The organism is Mucilaginibacter sp. UYP27, assembly GCF_040547175.1.
Classification (GTDB): Bacteria; Bacteroidota; Bacteroidia; order Sphingobacteriales; family Sphingobacteriaceae; genus Mucilaginibacter.
The window spans coordinates 542,874-563,943 of the sequence record NZ_JBEPPE010000002.1 but is presented as its reverse complement, the minus strand read 5'-3'; the positions used below and the strand labels follow the sequence as shown (position 1 = coordinate 563,943).

The 21,070-nt window shown below is 44.4% G+C and carries 19 protein-coding genes; 14 read left to right on the top strand and 5 right to left on the bottom strand.

Annotated elements, in window-relative coordinates:
- Positions 1–30: 30 nt before the first annotated feature.
- Complete coding sequence (locus tag ABIB39_RS10440; protein ID WP_354429696.1) at positions 31–399, bottom strand: hypothetical protein; 369 nt, start codon at positions 397–399, stop codon at positions 31–33.
- Positions 400–1,017: 618 nt separating this feature from the next.
- Here ABIB39_RS10440 and ABIB39_RS10435 point away from each other — a divergent pair.
- Positions 1,018–1,227 carry a hypothetical protein gene (locus tag ABIB39_RS10435; RefSeq protein WP_354429694.1) on the top strand — a complete coding sequence of 70 codons (210 nt, stop codon included), beginning with the start codon at positions 1,018–1,020 and terminating at the stop codon, positions 1,225–1,227.
- A 67-nt stretch (positions 1,228–1,294) separates the two neighbouring features.
- Here the strand turns inward: ABIB39_RS10435 and ABIB39_RS10430 are convergent, their stop codons facing one another.
- Positions 1,295–1,765, bottom strand: a complete 471-nt coding sequence (locus tag ABIB39_RS10430) for a CYTH domain-containing protein (RefSeq protein WP_354429693.1) — start codon at positions 1,763–1,765, stop codon at positions 1,295–1,297.
- 176 nt (positions 1,766–1,941) lie between these two features.
- On the opposite strand from ABIB39_RS10430, the gene ABIB39_RS10425 reads away from it, so the two are divergent.
- From ABIB39_RS10425 to ABIB39_RS10415, 3 genes are all read left to right on the top strand, one after another.
- Complete coding sequence (locus ABIB39_RS10425) at positions 1,942–4,656, top strand: carboxypeptidase regulatory-like domain-containing protein (RefSeq protein WP_354429691.1); 2,715 nt, start codon at positions 1,942–1,944, stop codon at positions 4,654–4,656.
- Positions 4,657–4,865: 209 nt separating this feature from the next.
- The gene (locus ABIB39_RS10420; RefSeq protein ID WP_354429690.1) at positions 4,866–5,738 is read left to right on the top strand and encodes an aldo/keto reductase; all 873 of its coding nucleotides are present in this window, start codon (positions 4,866–4,868) and stop codon (positions 5,736–5,738) included.
- Positions 5,739–5,813: 75 nt separating this feature from the next.
- Entirely contained in the window at positions 5,814–6,203 is a 390-nt protein-coding gene (locus ABIB39_RS10415) for a hypothetical protein (RefSeq protein WP_354429688.1), read from the top strand.
- A 113-nt stretch (positions 6,204–6,316) separates the two neighbouring features.
- Here the strand turns inward: ABIB39_RS10415 and ABIB39_RS10410 are convergent, their stop codons facing one another.
- Complete coding sequence (locus tag ABIB39_RS10410) at positions 6,317–6,610, bottom strand: YciI family protein (RefSeq protein WP_354429686.1); 294 nt, start codon at positions 6,608–6,610, stop codon at positions 6,317–6,319.
- A gap of 149 nt (positions 6,611–6,759) precedes the next feature.
- Between ABIB39_RS10410 and ABIB39_RS10405 the strand changes: the two genes are divergently transcribed.
- Genes ABIB39_RS10405 through ABIB39_RS10390 form a run of 4 tightly spaced genes read left to right on the top strand, consistent with a single transcriptional unit; the run spans position 6,760 to position 9,431 of the window.
- Positions 6,760–7,929, top strand: a complete 1,170-nt coding sequence (locus ABIB39_RS10405) for a galactokinase (protein ID WP_354429684.1) — start codon at positions 6,760–6,762, stop codon at positions 7,927–7,929.
- A 24-nt stretch (positions 7,930–7,953) separates the two neighbouring features.
- The gene (locus tag ABIB39_RS10400) at positions 7,954–8,487 is read left to right on the top strand and encodes an RNA methyltransferase (RefSeq protein WP_354429681.1); all 534 of its coding nucleotides are present in this window, start codon (positions 7,954–7,956) and stop codon (positions 8,485–8,487) included.
- Between the two features lie 10 nt (positions 8,488–8,497).
- Positions 8,498–9,160, top strand: a complete 663-nt coding sequence (locus ABIB39_RS10395; protein WP_354429678.1) for a YdeI/OmpD-associated family protein — start codon at positions 8,498–8,500, stop codon at positions 9,158–9,160.
- Between the two features lies 1 nt (position 9,161).
- The gene (locus ABIB39_RS10390; protein ID WP_354429676.1) at positions 9,162–9,431 is read left to right on the top strand and encodes a barstar family protein; all 270 of its coding nucleotides are present in this window, start codon (positions 9,162–9,164) and stop codon (positions 9,429–9,431) included.
- 271 nt (positions 9,432–9,702) lie between these two features.
- On the opposite strand, the gene ABIB39_RS10385 is transcribed toward ABIB39_RS10390, so the two are convergent.
- Together ABIB39_RS10385 and gltB are read right to left on the bottom strand one after the other, a co-directional pair.
- On the bottom strand, positions 9,703–11,184 hold the full coding sequence (locus ABIB39_RS10385) for a glutamate synthase subunit beta (RefSeq protein WP_354429674.1): 1,482 nt from the start codon (positions 11,182–11,184) through the stop codon (positions 9,703–9,705).
- A gap of 8 nt (positions 11,185–11,192) precedes the next feature.
- On the bottom strand, positions 11,193–15,716 hold the full coding sequence (gene gltB, locus ABIB39_RS10380; protein WP_354429673.1) for a glutamate synthase large subunit: 4,524 nt from the start codon (positions 15,714–15,716) through the stop codon (positions 11,193–11,195).
- 321 nt (positions 15,717–16,037) lie between these two features.
- On the opposite strand from gltB, the gene ABIB39_RS10375 reads away from it, so the two are divergent.
- From ABIB39_RS10375 to hisD, 6 genes are all read left to right on the top strand, one after another.
- A complete protein-coding gene (locus ABIB39_RS10375) occupies positions 16,038–16,529 on the top strand; it encodes a D-glycero-alpha-D-manno-heptose-1,7-bisphosphate 7-phosphatase (RefSeq protein ID WP_354429671.1) in 492 nt (163 codons plus the stop codon).
- Positions 16,530–16,534: 5 nt separating this feature from the next.
- Positions 16,535–16,675 (top strand): hypothetical protein, encoded by a 141-nt coding sequence (locus ABIB39_RS10370; protein ID WP_354429669.1) that lies wholly within the window; start codon positions 16,535–16,537, stop codon positions 16,673–16,675.
- A gap of 15 nt (positions 16,676–16,690) precedes the next feature.
- Positions 16,691–16,972 (top strand): DUF4844 domain-containing protein, encoded by a 282-nt coding sequence (locus ABIB39_RS10365; protein WP_354429667.1) that lies wholly within the window; start codon positions 16,691–16,693, stop codon positions 16,970–16,972.
- A 9-nt stretch (positions 16,973–16,981) separates the two neighbouring features.
- Positions 16,982–18,508 (top strand): hypothetical protein, encoded by a 1,527-nt coding sequence (locus ABIB39_RS10360; RefSeq protein WP_354429665.1) that lies wholly within the window; start codon positions 16,982–16,984, stop codon positions 18,506–18,508.
- Between the two features lie 343 nt (positions 18,509–18,851).
- A complete protein-coding gene (gene hisG / locus ABIB39_RS10355) occupies positions 18,852–19,703 on the top strand; it encodes an ATP phosphoribosyltransferase (RefSeq protein WP_354429664.1) in 852 nt (283 codons plus the stop codon).
- Positions 19,704–19,775: 72 nt separating this feature from the next.
- Positions 19,776–21,062: a histidinol dehydrogenase gene (gene hisD / locus ABIB39_RS10350; RefSeq protein WP_354429662.1), complete on the top strand. Its 1,287-nt coding sequence runs from the start codon at positions 19,776–19,778 to the stop codon at positions 21,060–21,062.
- Positions 21,063–21,070 lie beyond the last annotated feature (8 nt).

Below are 21,070 nucleotides of genomic sequence, written 5' to 3'. Positions count from 1 at the left end.
ATAAAGTAAGAGTACTTAAATCAGTTTATATTATAGCGCCGGCTTATCAGCAGTTTTAAACTTGCTGCAATTATCAAGCTTATATATTATAGTATAACCCGCGGCACCGTCAGTTTCCTGGCGGCCATCTTTAACAACCTTAAAAGGTTTTTGGCCAAGTTGCTGCGCAGATAGTTGAAAAGCAATAGCCATTGTATCTTTCATCCCCTCCTGCGTAAACGTCCACACGGCTTTAATATCGTTACCTTTCATTGTACCCTCAAGGGTGCCTTTACGTGCGTCCTTTTCTTTTGGCAGCCATTGCATTTCGCCGCTTACTTTTTCTGAATTAATAACTAAATGTACCGCTGTGGTATCCTGGTTACTCGTACCCTCGGTACGCAAAAAGCAATACTCCATGTTTTGCGCCGGTGCGTTTAGCGTAGTCGCTTTAGAGTGTCTTCTGCCACAGTTTTAGTAGTGTCTGTCACTTTGTTTCCGTTGCCTGTACACGAAGCCAGGGCCAGCGCGCACATACTTAATATAGTGTATGGTTTCATGCTAAATATTATTGTTTGATTGATAAACGCCATACTTGGTAAAAAGTTCGATACATACTAATATATGCATCATTTTAGTTGAAATATACTGATACTTAAATTTCAAGGTAAAGGGCTCATTAAACTAAGCCATAAACAGCTTAACCTGCTCTGCCTTTAATATAATTAAGTTACATTCGGTAGAGGCGACGTAGTATTGGCCAACCGGGCAGCTATAGCTGTGTTAGATAAACCGGCTTTGTAAGAGACGCTTATTTAAACGGAGTTTCAATTATGGCCGTAAATTCCACTATTCGGACGTTTATCCGCTAATATGTGCAAAAAAATCACCTTTTGTATAATTTGTTAGTTAAGTATAAATACATATATTGCCTTCATTATTATAAACATTGGCTGTTAGGGTGCTAAACAAACTGACAGATAATAAAAACAAAACATAATTAATCCAGTTACAATTAAAACTTAAAAAAAACTAAACATGGCAGCTTCAGGAATCACCGCGTATTCAGTAAAGACTAAAACTAAAAATGTTCCAATGATCGATCCGGTTATCGACATCAAATCTGGCAGATACATTGCTACAGGTAAAGATGCAGAAGGTAACAAAATGGCAGCTATCATGGGCAAAGCAACAGCAGAAGAACACGTTAAAGCAGGTAATGCAAAAAAAGGTTCTGGCTGGGAATAATATTATCTCCAATAAAAAAAACCTGCTTTACAGAGGCAGGTTTTTTTATGCGGTAATTTTAGGTTAGCTATTGCCAACCTATATATGGGTGTACAGACAGACTTGCATTAGTATAACGGCTGTCATGGCTTACTTCCTCTGCTACCCAACCGGGTTTTTCAAACGGTTCGTTTTCACTATTTAATTCTATTTCGGCAACAATAAGCCCGTTGTTTACGCCGCTAAATACGTCTACCTCCCATACATGCCCTGCGTAATTAATATTGTAACGTATTTTTTCAATGGCCGATGTGGCAAAGTTTTGCAGTATCTCCTTACCCTCATCAACGGGGATTGTATATTCATATTCGCTGCGGCTAATGCCTGTTGATGCACCTTTGAGCGTGATGTAAGCGGCTGTATTTGTAACACGGATCCTTACCGTCCGCTTTTCTTCGCTTAATATGTACCCTTGCTTATATAATTTGCCCTGTGGTTTTACAACCTGCTCCCACTTGGTATGGTTTACCAAAAACTTCCGTTCTATTTCTATTGGCATACGCTTATAGTTTGTAGCACTTAATTTACAATAATACTATTTTTAAAAATCCGTTTATACGGTACATTTATCGGCACTTCGTTGGCTAAAACGTTAATGAAATGTTAAAACCAAATACCGCCTAACATGCGGTAAAGCTAAATGTTTATATTAGCCACGCTACTTTAATTATTATAATGAGCCTGAAAAAAATTGCGCTGACCATATTGCTGGCCACCTGTTTATTTGCCCCCGCCTTTGCCCAACGTGATACCGTTGCCCTTAGTACCATTATTACCAAAACGGCCAACTATATTACCAACTTCCCTATAGAAAAAGTTTACCTGCATTTAGATAAACCTTATTACGCCGCGGGCGATACCATTTGGTTTAAAGCCTATGTAACGCTCGACAACCACCAGCCATCAAACCTCAGTAATATTGTATATATAGATATCGCCGGGCAGGATTCTATCATGAAACTGGTTAAATTGCCCGTGGTAAATGGTGTGGCGCATGGCAACATCATCCTATCGCCAGATGTTTATAAACAAGGCAACTACCATTTAAGGGCCTACACCGCCTGGATGCGCAACTTTGAAACAGATTATTACTACAATAAAAATATTGCTATTGGCAATGCTATACAAGCCCAGGTTAATACCAGCATTTCATTTAACCGTGTAGCAGGCCAGCCCAAAGTTAGCGCGGCAATTATTTACAAACAGCCCGGCGAGGCATTAGCCAACAAAAAAGTAAACTGGACTATAACCAACCCCACCGGCGATGAGCTGAGCAAAGGCAAGGGTACTACCGATGCTAACGGTGTATTGAATGTGGTACTTACCGAAACATCTGCTGCCGCTTTAAAGAACGCCACCTTAACAACCAATATAGAACTTGCCAATAAAAAAGAAACACTTAACAAATTCCCGTTAACGGCAGCAAGTGCTGACCGCGACGTGCAGTTTTTCCCCGAGGGGGGTGAGCTTACCTTGGGCGTACGCTCAAAAGTTGCGTTTAAAGCCATTAATACAGATGGATTTGGCGTAAATATTAAAGGTACAATTACTGATAATACCGGTACAGTGGTTACTAATTTAGAAACTGCGCACCTGGGCATGGGTGTTTTTGCGCTAATGCCCGAAGATGGTAAAACCTATAAAGCCAATATCACCTTCGCCGATGGGGTAACCACAGCGTATGATATTCCGCGTATAAAACCGGCCGGCATTACACTGTCTGTATATAGCAACGATCCCGATAATATAAACATTAAGCTATCAGCTAACGACCCTTACTTTAAGGCAAACGAGGGCAAAATATATTACGTAGCAGCACAAAGCGGTGGGGCAATCTATTTTGCAGCACAAACAGCTTTACAAACAGCAACGTACAGCGCGGCTATCCCAAAAAGCAAGTTCCCTACAGGGCTCTTACAGCTTACTTTGTTCAGCGAACGGGGCATTGCACTTGCCGAACGTATTGTTTTCATCAAACGTAACGACATGCTTAACCTGACTATAACGCCAGATCGTAAGGCGTTTTCAGTAAGGCAAAGAGTAAAGTTTGCGGTATCAGCAAAAAACAATGCAACACCTGTAGAGGGTGAGTTTTCAGTAGCTGTTACTGATGAAACCAAAGTGCCGGTTGACGAAGAAAGCGAAACCACTATTATGAGCAACCTTTTGCTTACCTCAGAAATTAAAGGCTACATCGAAAAACCGAACTATTATTTTGTAAGTAAAGACCCTAACGTAGATGCCAACCTCGATATATTGATGCTTACCCAAGGTTACCGCCGCATCTCCTATCGTAACATCATAACCGGCAAATTCCCGCAGGTTTACCTAACGCCAGAGCAACAGGGCCTTGAGGTTAACGGAATCTTACGTAATAACACGGGGATGCCAATTTCTAAAGGCAACCTGCGCATCCAGATCCCGGCTAAAAATTATTTTGCCGAAACAGTTGCCGATATGTCGGGTAATTTCAGGTTCCCTAAGTTAGCCTTTCCTGATTCGGCACAGGTAATTATAAGCGCGCGCAACAACCCTAACAGTAAAAACCTAATGATATCGGTAAATGGCGACAGCTATCAACCCGCAACAAAAAACGTGAACGCTTTAGATGAGGTAACTAACATTGATAGCGCTTACAAGCCATTGATGCTAAACAGCAAACGCCAGTATGAAAACCTGCACATTTTAAAAGAAGTTACCATCCGCTCTACCTCATTGGTAAAAAAGCCAACCCATAATGATTATGGTACGCTATCTGCTCTGCCTGTAATGGCCGATCAGCAGCTTACCGGCGCAAGGTTTAAAGATTGCCCTAACCTTTATATATGTTTACCTGCAATGCTGTTAGGCGTAACCGCCGAGAACAACCAACTCTTCTTCACCAAAAACATTTCCAATCAAAATAAGCAACCTATGCAGGTATTTTTGAATGGCAGCCCGGTAGATTACCAAACACTTAACGGCTACCGTGGTGACGATGTAGAAACCATAGAGGTGTTTAAATCTGATGGATTGAGCAATATAAACCGCAATTACATGTCTGATGGTATTATCTCTATCATCACCCGCAAAATAGAGAAATCAAAAATAACCTTTGCGCAATTGCAGGAAATGCTTCCCAAAGGCAACTTACTAAGTTATAACGCACAGGGGTATAGCATTCCGCGCGAATTTTATTCGCCAAAATACGACCCGCTTAAACAAGGTGCTTTTGGTGGCGATCTGCGCAGCACTATTTTTTGGAGCCCTAAGATAAAAACGGATAAAACCGGCTTAACATCGTTCGAATATTTCAATTCGGATAGCAAAGGCAGCTATCGCGCGGTTATTGAAGGCATGGATGCCGACGGAAACCTCGGTCGCTATATATTTAGGTATACTGTAAAATAGATTGGCACTTTAAACTGGTAAAACCGAAATATATTTTCATATTATGGGTAACCAATCCCTAAATTATGGGGCGATAAATAATTAACCCGCCCGCTGTTATTAAAGTACCGTTTCCGGCTTTTAAGTTGGATATGACACTTCCGTGAACCCCTGCACCGAACAATAAGCCTTACTTAGCGTTTATTCATTTTACCACAAGAACTAACATTATGAGTGACGCAACAACAATAACATTCCCAAAAACATTTAGCATAGGCGGTGATCTTGAGATTAACCGCATAGGCTACGGCGCTATGCGCATTACAGGCAAAGGCATTTGGGGGCCGCCCAAAGACCATGATGAGGCCATCCGTGTTGTAAAACGCGCGGTAGAGCTTGGTGTAAACTTTATAGACACAGCAGATAGCTACGGCCCCCATATTTCTGAAGAATTGATAGCAGAAGCTTTATATCCGTACCCTGCCGATCTTATAATTGGCACAAAAGGCGGTTTGCTACGCACCGGGCCCGACCAATGGCCCGTAAATTCAAGTCCGGCGCATTTGAAAGAAGCTTTAGACGGCAGTTTAAAACGACTGAAACTTGACCAGATAGATCTTTACCAGCTGCACCGTATAGACCCCAATATACCTGCCGAGCAAAGCTTTGAGTTCTTAAAACAAGCACAGGCCGAAGGTAAGATTCGCCATATTGGTTTATCTGAGGTTGGTATCGACGATATTAAAAAAGCGCAAGACTATTTTGAAGTGGTATCAGTACAAAATATGTATAGTGTAGACAACCGCAAATGGGAAGGTGTACTTAACTTTTGCGAGGATAATGATATCGCTTTCATTCCATGGTTTCCGTTAAATGCGGGCAATGTGGCTGCACAGGAAAAACTGCAGGCAGTGGCCGAAAAACATGGCGCAACTGTACACCAGGTGGCTTTAAGCTGGTTATTAAATCATTCTAAAAACATCCTGCTGATACCCGGTACATCAAGCGTAGCCCACTTAGAAGAAAATATGAAAACAGCCAACCTGGTCTTAGATGCAGAGGGCATTGACGAATTGGACGGCATTTCGCCACCGGTCGGATAATCTATTTGAATATTAATAAAAAAGGATGCTGAAATTAATCAGCATCCTTTTTTGTTAATACGTATTTTTGTGCCGATGAAAAGCAAAGAGGAAATATTGAACAGTTATTATTCGCATGCTGCAGATGGCACACCAGAAATAGCGGCTGATAGCTTACTACAGGCAATGGAAGAATACCGCCAACAAGCCGAAGAAGCCGCTTTTAATGCCGCACGCGAATTTAATGGCAACGCGCCCGTCTTTGCCGCCTTTGCAGATTATCAAGCCACTCTGCAAGCTAAAATCGAGCAGCAACCCAAGGAAGATACGGCACGTTTAGTTGCCGATAGCATCATAGAACAATTCCTGCCAGATGACCCGTCCGAACAAACATTTGAATTTAACTTTAAAGCCGAAGGCACCAACCAGACTGTGATCTACAAAAGAAACTCCACCGGCAATTGGGAATATGAAGGGAAAATTTAGTCAAAAGTTAAAAGATAGGTTATTGAGCCTTGCCTAAACCGCAAAACAACTTTAAGCTTTTTGCTTCTGACTTCTAACTTTTGACTTTAAACTTTTGACTTTAACTCTTCACCTTATCCAACGGTTGCCACTTTAAACGGTTTTACATCCACCGTTTCCCATATCTTTTGGGTGATGTATGGTTCGCTTTGTTTCCAAGCCTCCAGTTGCTCATCGGTTTCAAATTGCAGCACCATTACCGAACCTATCATTTTGCCCTCATCGTTCAATATCGCTCCGCCCAAAACATAATTACCGCTTTCTTTTAAACTTTTGGCGCCATCAAGGTGGTGCGGGCGGATGTTCATGCGGCGTTCAAGCGCGCCTTCGTCTGTATGATCGTAGCCGGTAACAAGATATTGATTCATGCTCTAATGTGTTTATTTATGGGTTATTTAACAAATAACCGCAAGTTTGGTTTAGCAAGCAAATTATAGAGATAAAAAAACTTTTGCTTATCGTTACGGAATAACTGTATAATTTACAATATTTGTTTCCCCAACTATAAAACCAATTTATGAGAGCTGACCTGAAACAAGAATTTGTTAGGCAATACGGTAAAGAAGCAACCGAAACTTATTTTTCGCCCGGCCGGGTAAACCTTATTGGCGAGCATATTGACTATAATGGTGGCTTGGTTATGCCGTGTGCTATCACTTTCGGTTCTTACTTGTTGGTATCTCCCAATAACGAAAATGTGTTCCGTTTTAAAAGCCTCAATTTTAGCGAACAAGCCGAAGTACCGCTAAATGGCGACCATAAAAAAAATGGTGAATTTTGGTACAACTACCCTGTTGGCGTAATAGCCCATTTTTTAAATGATGGCAAAAAACTGCAAGGACTAGATATGTTGTTTTATGGCGATATCCCCATTGGCTCGGGGCTTTCCTCGTCGGCATCTATAGAAGTGGTTACTGCTTTCGCGCTAAATGACCTGTTCGCGTCCGACTACAGTCGGTTAGATTTGGTGAAGCTTTCGCAATCTGTAGAGAATAAATTCATCGGTGTAAACTGCGGCATTATGGACCAGTTTGCCGTTGCCTTTGGCGAAAAGGACAAAGCCCTTATGCTAAACTGCGACACGCTGGATTACCAGGCGGTTGACAGTAACCTTGGCGATTACTTGCTGGCTATCATCAACACAAATAAACCCCGTAAACTGGCCGAATCTAAATACAACGAGCGCGTGCAGGAATGCCAAACCGCCCTTGCCGCCTTAAAGCAGCAACTGGACATTAATCACCTTTGCGATATTGACAGCGAAACCTTCGAAAAGTATAAACACCTGATAACGGATGCCACCGTACAAGGCCGCGCCAAACACGTGGTGGAAGAGAACGACCGCGTAAAACTGGCCGCGAAAGCACTAAGCAATAATAACCTTGCTGAGTTTGGCCGGCTGATGTACGCATCGCACCAATCCCTGCGCGATCTTTACGAGGTAAGCGGCGTGGAACTGGATACTGTTGTAGACTACGCCAAAACCAACCCCGATGTTGCCGGTGCACGGATGACGGGTGCAGGCTTCGGTGGTTGTGCCATTGCATTGGTAAAAAAAGAAGCCTTTGATAAGTTTAGCGAAGAAGTGACCGAATATTACACCAACAAAATCGGTTACTCACCTTCTGTTTATGCTTCACTAATTGGCGATGGCGTGGGTATATTGAATGAAGTAGTAAAATCGTAATTTCGCGGTTTACTATTCAATATTATGCGCAAACTAAAACTCGACGAATTAAACCGTGCTACCGTAGATGAATTTAAAGCCCAGGATAAATTACCTGTGGCTGTGGTGCTGGATAACGTGCGCAGTATGCATAATATCGGCTCCATTTTCCGTACATCTGACGGGTTTGCGGTGGAGCAGGTTTGCCTTTGTGGCATAACCGCCCAGCCACCTCACCGCGAAATTGAAAAAACTGCCCTGGGCGCTACGCAATCCATCAATTGGACGTATTTTGAAACACCCCTGCAAGCTGTTGAAACCCTGCGTGCAGATGGTTATAAGATAATTGCTATTGAACAGGCAGAAAACAGTATCATGCTCAATACTTTTGCCCCTGCCCCAAACGAAAAGTATGCGCTTATCTTCGGTAATGAAGTAAACGGTGTAAGCGACGAAGTAATGCAAAACATTGATGCCTGTATCGAGATCCCCCAATTTGGCACTAAGCATTCGTTCAACATTGTCGTATCAGCGGGTATTGTTTTGTGGGATTTCTTTGCTAAATTGAACCTGAAATAGCCTAGCCCACATGAGCCCTCTCGCTAAGAAACTGCTTATTAAACCCGGCCAGCACTGGCTGATCATGAATGCGCCCGAAGATTACCTGGCTACACTTGAGCCCCTGCCGGATGGCGTAAAACTTTCATTTACTGTTGAAGGGACCCATAACGGCATACAGGTTTTTGTAAAGAACAGCGCCGAGCTGGCTACTGCTTTAGCCGATTTGCAGCCACTTTTAAAGGACGAAACGGTTTTATGGGTTATCTACCCCAAGAAAAATTCCGGTATCGACAGCGACTTGGAAATGATGAGCGGTTGGGAGGTAGCAAAACCCTACGGCCTGCGCCCGGTGGCATCTGCAGCCATCAATAATGTGTGGACCACCCTCCGTTTCCGCCCCGAGCATCTGGTTAAACATTCGGGTGCCAGCAAGGAATCCATCCGTAACGAAAACGATTATTCTGCCTACATCGACGTAGATAAAAAATTGATTACCCTACCGCCCTACCTGCACCAAGCCTTGGCCCACGAGCCTGCCGCGATGGCCTTGTATGATAAGCTGGCATGGTCGCACCGTAAGGAATATTTGGTTTGGATTCTGAGTGCCAAACTGGAACAAACCCGCGCAAACCGTATTGTTAAAATGGTAGAAATGCTCTCGGCAGGAAAGAAAAACCCGACAGAGAAATAGTATGAGAACAGTAACTATCGATGGTGCTTACATAAAAAGCATAAGTGACTTTCATAAATCCACAAAAAGACTCTTTAATTTTCCTGAATATTATGGAGAAAATCTTGATGCGCTTTGGGATTGTCTTGTTGAAGTAGAAACCCCAATTACCATTATTTGGAAAAATCATAAATTAAGCGCGTCTCATTTAAGTAGCGATTTCACTAAAATCGTTTCGGTGTTTAATGATGCTCAAAAAGAGATTGAAGGTATTTTCGTAGAATATAAATAACTCATCCATCTTTATCATTAGTTTCATTACGCCAAGGCAAGCGTCCACGCTTTCGTTTTTTGTATAATTAGCGTCCACACTTATCTACTTTTAATTTTCGAGAGCTTGGACGCTCCTTATCTGCTTCATTTAAGCGTGGACGCTTAAACGGGCGGCGTAACTATCCTAAAGAGATTGCTTCGTACCTCGCAATGACTTTTGCGCCACAAAAAAGCCCTTGCAGAATTAACTGACAAGGGCCCGGGTTTATAACTGACTTACTGATTTATTCTTAATAAAATACCTGGTCAAATTGGTTTACGGCGTCTTTACTCTCCAGGTTAGAGTGGCCCATTAAAAATTCATCTACCTTGCGGGCAGCCTCGCGGCCTTCAGATATTGCCCATACAACTAACGATTGGCCGCGGCGCATGTCACCTGCTGCAAATACTTTGCTTATGTTGGTTCGGTAAACACCTTCTTTAGCTTTAACATTCTTACGCTCATCCAGCTCGACGCCTAATTGCTCAAGCGTACCTTCAAACTGCGGGTTCACAAAACCCATAGCCAGGAATACGCGCTGGCAAGGGATCTCTCGCTCGCTGCCTTCCACCTCGTTAAATTTGATGGGGCGGCCCATTACATCTATCTCCCAGCTTACATCGGTCACTTTAAGTGCCCTTAGGTTGCCGTCAGCGTCGCCTAAAAACTCTTTAGTGTTGATGCCCCATGAACGCTCAACACCTTCCTCGTGCGAACTGGTGGTCTTTAACACCATTGGGTAAGTTGGCCAAGGCATGTGCGCTGTGCGCTGCTCCGGTGGCTGTATCATCACCTCAAACTGCCTTACCGACCGTGCGCCCTGGCGGTTTGATGTACCCACGCAATCGCTGCCTGTATCGCCACCACCTATCACAACCACATCTTTATCTGTAGCAAAAATATCTTCCACTTCAACAGCTATGCTGCTTACGCGTTTGTTTTGTTGTTTCAAAAAGTCCATGGCGAAGTAAACGCCTTTAAACTCGCGGCCGGGGATAGGTAAGTTTCGAGGGATGGTTGAACCACCCGCTAATACAACCGCGTGATGGTTACGCAACACCTCGTCGGCAGCAACGTTTTTGCCTACTTCGGCGTTGCATTTAAATTCAATGCCATCCTCTTCCATGATCTGGATGCGGCGGTCAATCACCCATTTCTCCAGTTTAAAATCGGGGATACCGTAACGTAATAAACCACCCGGGCGGTCGTCACGTTCAAAAACAGTAACGGCATGGCCTGCTTTGCTCAATTGCGCGGCTGCAGCCAAACCTGCAGGGCCTGAACCTATCACAGCTACCTTTTTGCCTGTTTTAATTAACGGGGCAACGGGTTTAACCATGTTTTTAGAGTAGGCAACCTCTATGATATGTTTTTCAATTTCCTCAATAGCCACCGGTGGTTTGTTAATGCCAAGTACACATGCCGATTCGCAAGGTGCGGGGCAAATACGGCCGGTAAACTCCGGGAAATTATTTGTCGATGATAAGATCTGGTACGCTTCGTCCCAGTTTTTGCGGTACACGGCATCGTTAAACTCGGGGATAACATTACCAAGCGGGCAACCCGAGTGGCAAAACGGGATGCCGCAGTTCATACAGCGTGCCGATTGCTGGTTTAGTTTTTCATCAGAATACAAACCAACAAACTCATTATAGTTTTTTACCCTCTCAACAACAGGCGTTTTTTGGGGAAGCTCCCTGTTAAATTCCTGAAATCCTGTAACTTTTCCCATTATGATATTTAGCTTACGGTTTGATATTCTAATTTTTCTAACACTTTTTTGTACTCTTTAGGGAATACTTTTACGAACTGCGTTGATGCCTTACCCCAGTTCTTAAGGATGCTTTGCGCCAGCTTGCTGCCGGTTAAACTAACGTGTTTCTTCAGCAAGGTAGTTATCTGCTCCTCGTCTTTTAAGGATAGCGGATCAAGGTCAACCATTTCGGTATTGCAGTTTTCTGCAAAGGTGCCGTTAGGGTTATAGATCCATGCTAAACCGCCGCTCATACCTGCCGCGAAGTTCCTTCCGGTTTCACCCAGGATAAGTGCACGGCCGCCGGTCATATATTCGCAACCATGGTCGCCAATACCCTCAACAACTGTTGTGGCGCCCGAGTTACGCACCGCGAAACGTTCGCCGGCCATACCTCTTACATACAACTCGCCGCTTGTTGCGCCATAAAGGGCAACGTTACCTATCAGGATGTTATCTTCAGGTTTAAAAGTCGCGTTTGCAGATGGATAGATAGCTAATTGGGCGCCCGAAAGGCCTTTACCTACATAGTCATTCGCTTCGCCTTCCAGCTCAAATGAAATCCCTTTTGCAGCGAAAGCACCAAAGCTTTGCCCTGCCGACCCTTTAAATTTATAGTTGATTGTATTGTCGGGCAAGCCTGCAGAACCATACCGTTTGGAAATTTCGTTTGATAATAGCGTGCCAATGGTACGGTTTACGTTGATCACATCAAACGTAGCGAACACCGGTGTTTTATCTTCTAATGCTGCTTTAGCTGCTTTCAACAATTCCCAGTCGATGATCTCGTCCATCCCGTGGTCTTGTTTCTCGCTATTGTAAAGGGTGCTGCCTTTGCTCACGGTAACCGGGTGCAGTATAGCCGACAGGTTGATTGTTTTGGCTTTCCAGCTTTTTAAGTTTTCTTTAACCTTCAGGAACTGTACGCGGCCAACCATTTCGTTAATGGTACGGAAACCAAGCTCGGCCATAATCTCGCGCAACTCCTCGGCCATAAAGCGGAACAGGTTTACGACGTGATCCGGGCTACCGCTGAATAATTTTCTCAGTTCAGGGTCTTGCGTGGCAACACCAACCGGGCAAGTGTTTAAATGGCATTTACGCATCATGATACAGCCACCGGCAACAAGGGCAGCGGTTGCAACACCCCACTCCTCTGCACCCATTAACGTGGCGATAGCCAAATCACGGCCTGTCTTCAATTGACCATCTGTTTGTAACACCACGCGGCTGCGCAGTTTATTACGTACCAGCGTCTGGTGTGCTTCGGCAAGGCCAAGTTCCCACGGTAGGCCGGCATGTTTAACCGAGCTTATTGGTGATGCACCTGTACCGCCGTCATACCCGGCTATTAAAATAACATCCGCGTGTGCTTTTGCAACACCCGCTGCTATTGTGCCTACCCCTGCTTTTGATACCAGCTTAACGTTGATACGTGCGGCACGGTTGGCGTTCTTAAGATCGAAAATTAATTGTGCCAGATCCTCGATAGAGTAAATATCGTGGTGTGGTGGCGGCGATATCAAACCTACACCCGGTGTAGAGTGGCGTGTTTTAGCTATCCAGTCGTCAACCTTGTGGCCCGGCAATTGCCCACCTTCGCCCGGCTTTGCGCCTTGCGCCATTTTTATCTGTAACTCATCGGCATTGGTCAGGTAATTTGAGGTCACCCCAAAACGTGCCGACGCGACTTGTTTAATAGCCGAGCGCATCGAATCGCCGTTAGCCATTTTCTCGTAGCGCATCTCGTCTTCGCCACCTTCGCCGGTATTGCTTTTGCCGCCAATGCGGTTCATGGCAATTGCCATCGTGCTGTGTGCCTCGTGCGAGATAGACCCAAACGACATGGCGCCTGTTGCAAAGCGGGTCATGATGTTTTCTATCGGTTCAACCTCGTCAATGCTGATGGCCTCGCGGTGATGGGCAAAATCAAGCAAACCACGGATGGTGTAATGCTTATCTGACTGCTCATTTATCGCGGCAGCATAATTCTTATATACAGTATAGCTGTTGCTGCGGGTTGCATGTTGCAGTAAGTGTACCGTGGTTGGGTTAAACAAGTGGGCTTCGCCACGGCGTTTCCACTGGTAAATACCACCCTCGGGTAATAAATGGTTATCTGTTTTAGGGCTGTTAAAGCCAATTTTATGTTTGCAAAGAGATTCCTTAGCTATTTCGTCTAACCCTAAACCTTCTATACGCGTAACCGCGCCGGTAAAGTAATGATCAACAACCTCTTTGTTCAATCCCAAGATCTCGAACACCTGCGAACCGTGGTATGATTGCAACGTAGAGATCCCCATTTTAGAAAAGATCTTCAGCAAGCCATCGTTAACCGATTTTACATAGTTTTTGTTAAGCGTTTTGATATCAAGGCTGGTTTCTAACTGGCCATTATTCTTTAAAGTTTCTATGGTTGACAGTGCCAGGTACGGGTTGATGGCCGTAGCACCGAATGCCAGCAAAGTAGCAAAGTGGTGTACTTCCCAAACGTCGCCGGTTTCGGCTACGATACCTACGGCGCCACGGCGGCCTTTTTTGATCAGGTGGTGATGCACGGCAGATACCGCTAAAAGCATCGGGATAGGCGCGTGTTCGGAATCGATCGCACGGTCGCTCAATATCAATACCTCAAAGCCATCATCAACAGCATCTTCGGCATAGCGGCAAAGCCTGGCAATACCTTTTTGCATCGACCCGGCATTACCATCCGCATTGTAATACGTTTGCAGCGTTTTAGCGTGGAACATCCCGGTATCTATCGACCGCAGTTTCTCTAACTGGTGATTTTTTAAGATGGGGTGGTTAAGCACTACACAATGGCAGTGCATTTTATCCTCGTCAAGCAAGTTACCATTGTTCCCTATAAAGGTAGCCAAACTCATTACCAAACGCTCGCGGATAGGATCTATCGGCGGGTTGGTAACCTGGGCAAAAAACTGTTTAAAGTAACTGGAAAGGTGCTGAGGTTTATCAGACAATATCGCCAACGGCACATCTGTACCCATAGAGCCGATTGGTTCTTTACCATCTAAAGCCATTGGTTTGATGATGGTATCGATATCTTCGCGGCTGTAACCAAACACCTGCTGGTAGCGGTAAACGGCATCGGCGCTAAGGCTGGCGAATGATAAACGAGGCTCGGGCAGTTCGCCCAAACGGATCTTATAATTATCTAACCAAGTGCCATAAGGCTGTTGGCCGCTTATTTCTCTCTTAATTTCTTCGTCGGTGATGATTTTGCCTTTTTCGGTATCTATCAGCAACATTTTACCCGGTTGCAGGCGACCTTTGCGGATAACCGTGCTTTCGTCGATCTTTAACGTACCGGCCTCTGATGCTGCTATAACGCGGCCATCATTGGTGATCACAAAACGAAGCGGGCGCAGGCCGTTACGGTCAAGCAAGGCACCAACCAGTTTACCATCGGTAAAGCTGATAGCAGCCGGCCCATCCCATGGCTCCATCAAGGTAGCATGGTACTCGTAGAACGCCTTTTTAACCGGGTCCATCTGTTCGTTGCCGTCCCAAGCCTCGGGTATCAGCATCATCATCACGTGCGGTAATGAGCGGCCCGTGTGCAGCAGGATCTCGATAATGTTATCTAAACAGGCGCTATCCGATTGGTTGTTATCAATAACCGGTAAAAGCATCTCCATTTCCTCGTTAGTAAAATAGGCCGATGCGAAAGATTTTACACCCGAATAGAACCAGTTAAGGTTACCGGTTAAGGTGTTGATCTCGCCGTTGTGCGCAATTAAGCGGAACGGTTGCGCCAATTTCCACGACGGGAAAGTATTGGTTGAGAAACGCGAGTGGATCAAAGCCAGGCCCGACGTAACGCGGGGATCGGCCAGGTCCGGGAAGTACTTACGCAGTTGGTAAGTGGTTACCTGCCCTTTGTAAATAATAGTTTTACACGAGAACGAGGTAAAGTAAAAATGCTCGGCTGCTGCCGGGATAGTTTCAGTAACGGTTTTATTTATATAGCGGCGTAATACGTATAATTTACGCTCAAAATCTTCGGCATTGGTAACGGCGCGGGGGCGCGCAACAAACAATTGTTCGCTGTCCGGCTCGGCCTGGCGGGCAGTTTCGCCTATTACAGATGAGTCAACATTCAGCTTACGGTAACCCAGTAAAGTAAAGCCCAGTTTTTCTATCGCGGCAGCAATTATTTTGCGGCTTGCCTTTTTTAAAGCAGGCTCTTTAGGGAAGAATAACATGCCCACGCCGTACTCGCCCGGTTCCGGCAAACTTATCTCCAGGTCAGAGCATTCTTCCATCAAAAACTCGTGTGGAAGCTGAATGAGGATGCCTGCGCCATCGCCACTTTCGGGGTCGCAGCCGCATGCACCGCGGTGCTCCATATTCTCTAACATGGTGAGTGCATCGCTAACAATACTGTGCGATTTATGACCGTTTATATGTGTTATAAACCCTGTTCCGCAGGAATCATGCTCAAATTCCGACCTGTATAGGCCCTGCTGGTTGCCATCTGTTTGATCCATTATTTTATCCGCTTATTAGTGACGCGGGTAATAACGAAATTACCAAATTTTCATATTTTTATAAAATAGATGCTTATTTTTTTAAATTTATCAAAACAATGGCGTTTTTTTGCAATTCAATTATTAAGTCGACAATAATCATATACTTTATGTATGAATTTAATAATTCTTAACGTTTATTTAATATGCACACATAGCAAATAAACATAATAATCTAATTTTGCCGAAAAAGCCCCACCCAAACCCTCCCCGAAGGAGAGGGCTTAAAAAAATCCCCTTGGAGGGAACAGGAAAATAAGGAACTTTAATAACTAATATAACATGGCCGATAAAATTAAAGCAGTATTTTTAGACAGGGACGGGGTTTTGAACCGAGAAATGGGCGATTACGTTTGTAAGCTCGAAGACTTCCACGTGCTGGATAACTTTGACGCGCTTAAAAAATTGCAAAACCGCGGGTACATGCTGCTGGTAGCCACCAACCAGGGCGGCCTTGCCAAAGGCTGGTACGATGAAACCGAACTTAGCAAAATGCACGCCCACTTAAAACAGGTTTACCAGGAACACGGTGTGGAAATAACCGACTTTTTTTATTGCCCCCACCACCCCAACTTTACCGGCGACTGTGATTGCCGCAAACCAAAACCGGGCCTGCTTTTACAGGGTATATCAAAATATAACGTTGACCCATCACAGTCATATTTTATTGGCGACCGCGAACGTGACGTGGAAGCAGGCACAGCTGCCGGCGTAAAAGGCATTTTAATAGATAGCGACCAGCCAATAAGCACTATTTTGGATCAGATAGCATAATATCCATGAAGAAAATATCTTTTATCGTATTGATGGTTGTAGCTTTTGTATCTGCCACAGCATCGGCACAGGATGAAAATTACCAGGCCAAACAGCAGCTACAGCAATTTAAGATAAAGGCCAAGCTTAAACCCGAAACCGGTTAGATCAATTACCGCGGTTTGTCTAAGCCCGAGCTGCAATCCAAACTAAATAACATCTTAAACGTTGCTGCTGATGACTTTGTAAGAACGTTGAACAACGGACCATCACAGAAGAAGTTTGTGGAGGATGTAAAGCTGGGGTTATCGCGCTTTAATGGTTTTTATGCCGAACTTGATGCAGACGATAAAACGCGTATTTGTGCTTACTTTGCCGAATTGATGGACGACGTTGGCATGGAAAGCCCCGAGGCCCTATTAAACAGGTGGATCCAAAATTTGGAACCTGCCGACAAACAGTAAAAGATATTAATGCAGATACCCGACAAATTAAAAAATTACGACACGCTGCTGTTCGCCGCGATAGCATTTTATGCCATATACCTGTTTACCAGTTATAGCGGCATAGGCATTTCGCCCGATTCTATCATGTACACCAGTGCCGCCCGTAGTTTTGTTGCCCATGGTACATTGCATACGTTCAATAACATCCCTATTGTTGATTTCCCGGTATTTTACCCGCTGTTTTTAGGCGTCATCAGCTTTGTAAGCCAGACAGACCCCGTTGCATATGGGGCGGTGCTTAACATGTTTATGTTTGCCACGCTGATATTCACCAGCGGGCGGATCATGTCGCGCTTTGAACCATCATCGCATATATATAAATGGCTGGTGCTGGCCGCCATCATTTTAAACCCCGGCTTGCTGCAGGTGTACTCCTACCTATGGTCGGAGACACTTTTTATTTTGGAAGTGCTACTGTTTATCATTGTGTTCCGCAAGTATCTGCTTACCCACGCGGGCAAATGGCTGATATTTGCTGCCGGGATTGCCGCAGTGGCATGTGTAACCCGATATGCCGCCGTAACCATTGTAGGCACAGGCGGCTTATTGTTATTATTGGACAGGAAACTACCGATAAAGAAAAAGCTAGGTCATATTTTAATATATGGCGTTGTTTGTATCTCTTTATTGGTTGCTAATCTTACCTTTAACGCCTTACATACCGGCACGGTAACCGGCCCGAGGGAACCTTCGATCACTTCCTTCAGCCAAAACCTGTACTATTTTGGCAGCGTGTTTTGCGAATGGATGGGCATGACGCCCAATATGTACACCATTTTTGCCTTGCCGCTGGGGATAGTTATTTTGGTTGGATTTATAGTTGCGCTGGCCTTTAACTTTACCCGCCGCAAATTAGATAGTTTTGAGAATATTGCTATCACCTTCGCGCTGGTTTACGGGTTGTTTATTGTGCTGTCGTCCACCTTTTCGCGGTACGAGCGGATCAACCCGCGCTTGTTGGCCCCTATGTACATACCCGCTTTATGGGGTTACACCAGTTGGGGGCTCTTGCTCCTTAAACGTATTATGGATAAGCGTATCCGCATAGCCGTTGCCACTATATTTATACTGTTGATGCTGGGTTATATCACCAAGATCTTCCTGGTAGATAAGCAGCGTTATAATGACCAGATAGCCGACGAATACGGCAATCCCGGCTACACCGATAACGACTGGATGGACTCGGAATTTGCCAAATATTTGAAAACGATAGACAAAGGCATGTTCGCTCCTAATGTGGGAATCTACTCGGATGCGCATGAGGCGGTTTACTTTTTCTCCGGGATGTCATCATACCTCGTTCCGCACAAATTCTTTAAAAAGGATGTGGAGAAATTCTACAAGATAAAACGCTTTTATCTCATCTGGTTCAACAACCTTGAGAACCCGGAACTCATTAATATAAAAGACATCCAAAAGGTAAAAAAACTAAAGGTAATTAAGCAGTTTGAAGAGGGTGCTATTTATGAGTATGATAGTCTGAACCCAAATTAATCGAATTTGCGAATTTGAATTGATAAATTTTGTTTCTGTAAATTTTTTAATTCAACAAATTAAAGTCCAGACAAAATTACATAAGCACTTATACATATTGCCATTCTTATAAAAAACCGCACTTAAAATTATATTTTTGATAATCAATTTCATATAAAATTTTGATTTAATAAAATAGGCTATATATTTGCATCGCTAACCCATAGCAGCAATACAAAAAAATGAACGGACTTAACACATATCATTTACATCTGCACCATCACCACCATGTGGTGATCAGATAATATATGTTTCTACGCGAAATATCGTCCTCCGTTTATATTCATTTCCTAAAAATCAATTTGTGAAAACATTAAAAATAGCGATCCAAAAATCGGGTCGACTCAACGAAAAATCCGTTGAATTATTAAAAAATTGCGGCCTTAATTTCGAAAATTACAAGAGCTCGCTCATCTCCCCCGTATCAAACTTCCCGTTAGATATCCTTTTCCTGCGGGATGATGACATCCCCGAATATGTACAAGACGGCATTGCCGACCTGGGCATAGTTGGCGAAAACGTAATACGGGAAACTGAGGTGGAAGTTAGCTACCTGCAAAAGCTTGGCTTTGGTAAATGCTCGTTAAAAATAGCTGTGCCAAACAACAACAGTATCACCGCTTTAGATCAGCTTAACGGCAAGGCTATCGCTACCACCTACCCTGTCATTCTCGGTAAATACCTAAAAGAGCAAGGTATTACGTCAGATATCCGCACTATATCGGGTTCGGTAGAGATCTCGCCGGGTTTAGGTTTAAGTGATGCTATTTGTGACCTGGTATCTACAGGTGGCACATTAAAAAGCAACGGACTTGTTCCATTTGCGGATGTGATGAGCAGCGAGGCGGTATTGATAGGCCAAAAAGGCAGCGAAAATGAAGATCTGATCAAGGAACTGATCCAGCGCATCCAATCGGTATTGCGTGCAAAGGAAACCAAGTATGTAGTACTGAATGTAGAGCGCAAAAATCTTGACGCGGTTATCGCATTGTTGCCTGGTGTAAAAAGCCCGTCGGTAGTGCCGCTGGCCGAGGCTGATTGGGTTGCGGTACACACCGTTATACCCGAGCGTGATTTTTGGGACCGCATAAGCCAGCTTAAACAAGCCGGCGCGCAAGGTATTGTAGTAATGCCAATAGAGAAGATAATATTATAAGTAGACAGTTGCCGGTTTGCAGTTAGTTCAAAAAGCTCATTGCCAACTGCCAACTTATAACTGCAAACTGAAATGGAGACATTCAATTATTCTGACTTACGTAAAATAGATATCGCCCGCCTGGTTCAACGTAATGTTGACCCTGCCAACGAGATCCGCACTTTGGTGGAGGGGGTTATAGAACAAGTTAAGCAAAACGGCGATGGCGCACTTATTGACTACGCCAGCCAGTTTGATAAGGTTGACCTGACCAAACTTTACCTGGACAAAGCCGAACTGGAAGAACTGGCAGCGGCAGTTACTGAAGACCAGCAGGAAGCATTACAGGTGGCTTATTCCAATATTTATAAATTCCACAAAGCACAAATAAAACCCGAGGACAAGGTGGAAACGATGCCGGGTGTAACCTGCTGGCGCGAGTTAAGGGCTATTGAAAAAGTTGGCCTTTACATCCCCGGCGGCACGGCTGTTTTACCATCCACGTTTTTGATGTTGGGTATCCCGGCACGAATAGCGGGTTGCAGGGAAATTGTGGTTTGCTCGCCGCCGCAAAAAAACGGTAAGGTTAACGCCTTTATAGCTTACGTCGCATTGATGTTGGGTATCGAAAAGGTATATCTTGCAGGTGGCTCGCAGGCTATAGCGGCCATGGCTTACGGTACCGAAACTATCACTAAGGTAGATAAGATATTTGGGCCGGGTAACCAGTTTGTAACAAAGGCCAAAACCATTATACAAAGCACTACCACAACCGCAATAGACATGCCTGCAGGACCGTCAGAAGTATTGGTTATTGCCGATAGAACTGCTAAACCGGCCTATGTAGCAGCCGATCTGCTGGCACAAGCGGAGCATGGGATAGACAGCCAGTCGATATTGGTGTGCACCTCGCAGGATATTGCCGATAGAACCTTGGCCGAAGTGCAGAAACAACTGGCCGTTTTACCACGTGCCGAGATCGCTAAACAGGCGTTGGATAACTCCTACATCATCATCACCCAAAACCTGGATGAGGCGATGGATTTTAGTAATGAATACGCCCCCGAGCACTTAATTTTGGCGACCGAAAAGTGGAAAGAATTAACGCCAAAGATCATTAATGCCGGCTCTGTTTTCCTTGGGAATTTAACCCCGGAAAGTGCCGGCGATTATGCATCCGGCACCAACCACACACTTCCAACCAGCAGTTACGCAAGGGCGTATTCGGGTGTATCGGTAGATTCGTTTGTGAAGAAAATAACCTTCCAGTTTTTGACAGAAGAAGGCATCCAAAACATAGGTCCATCTGTAGAGATACTGGCCGAAATGGAAGGCCTGCACGCGCACAGGAATGCGGTGAGTGTGAGGATGAATAAATAAATATTAAA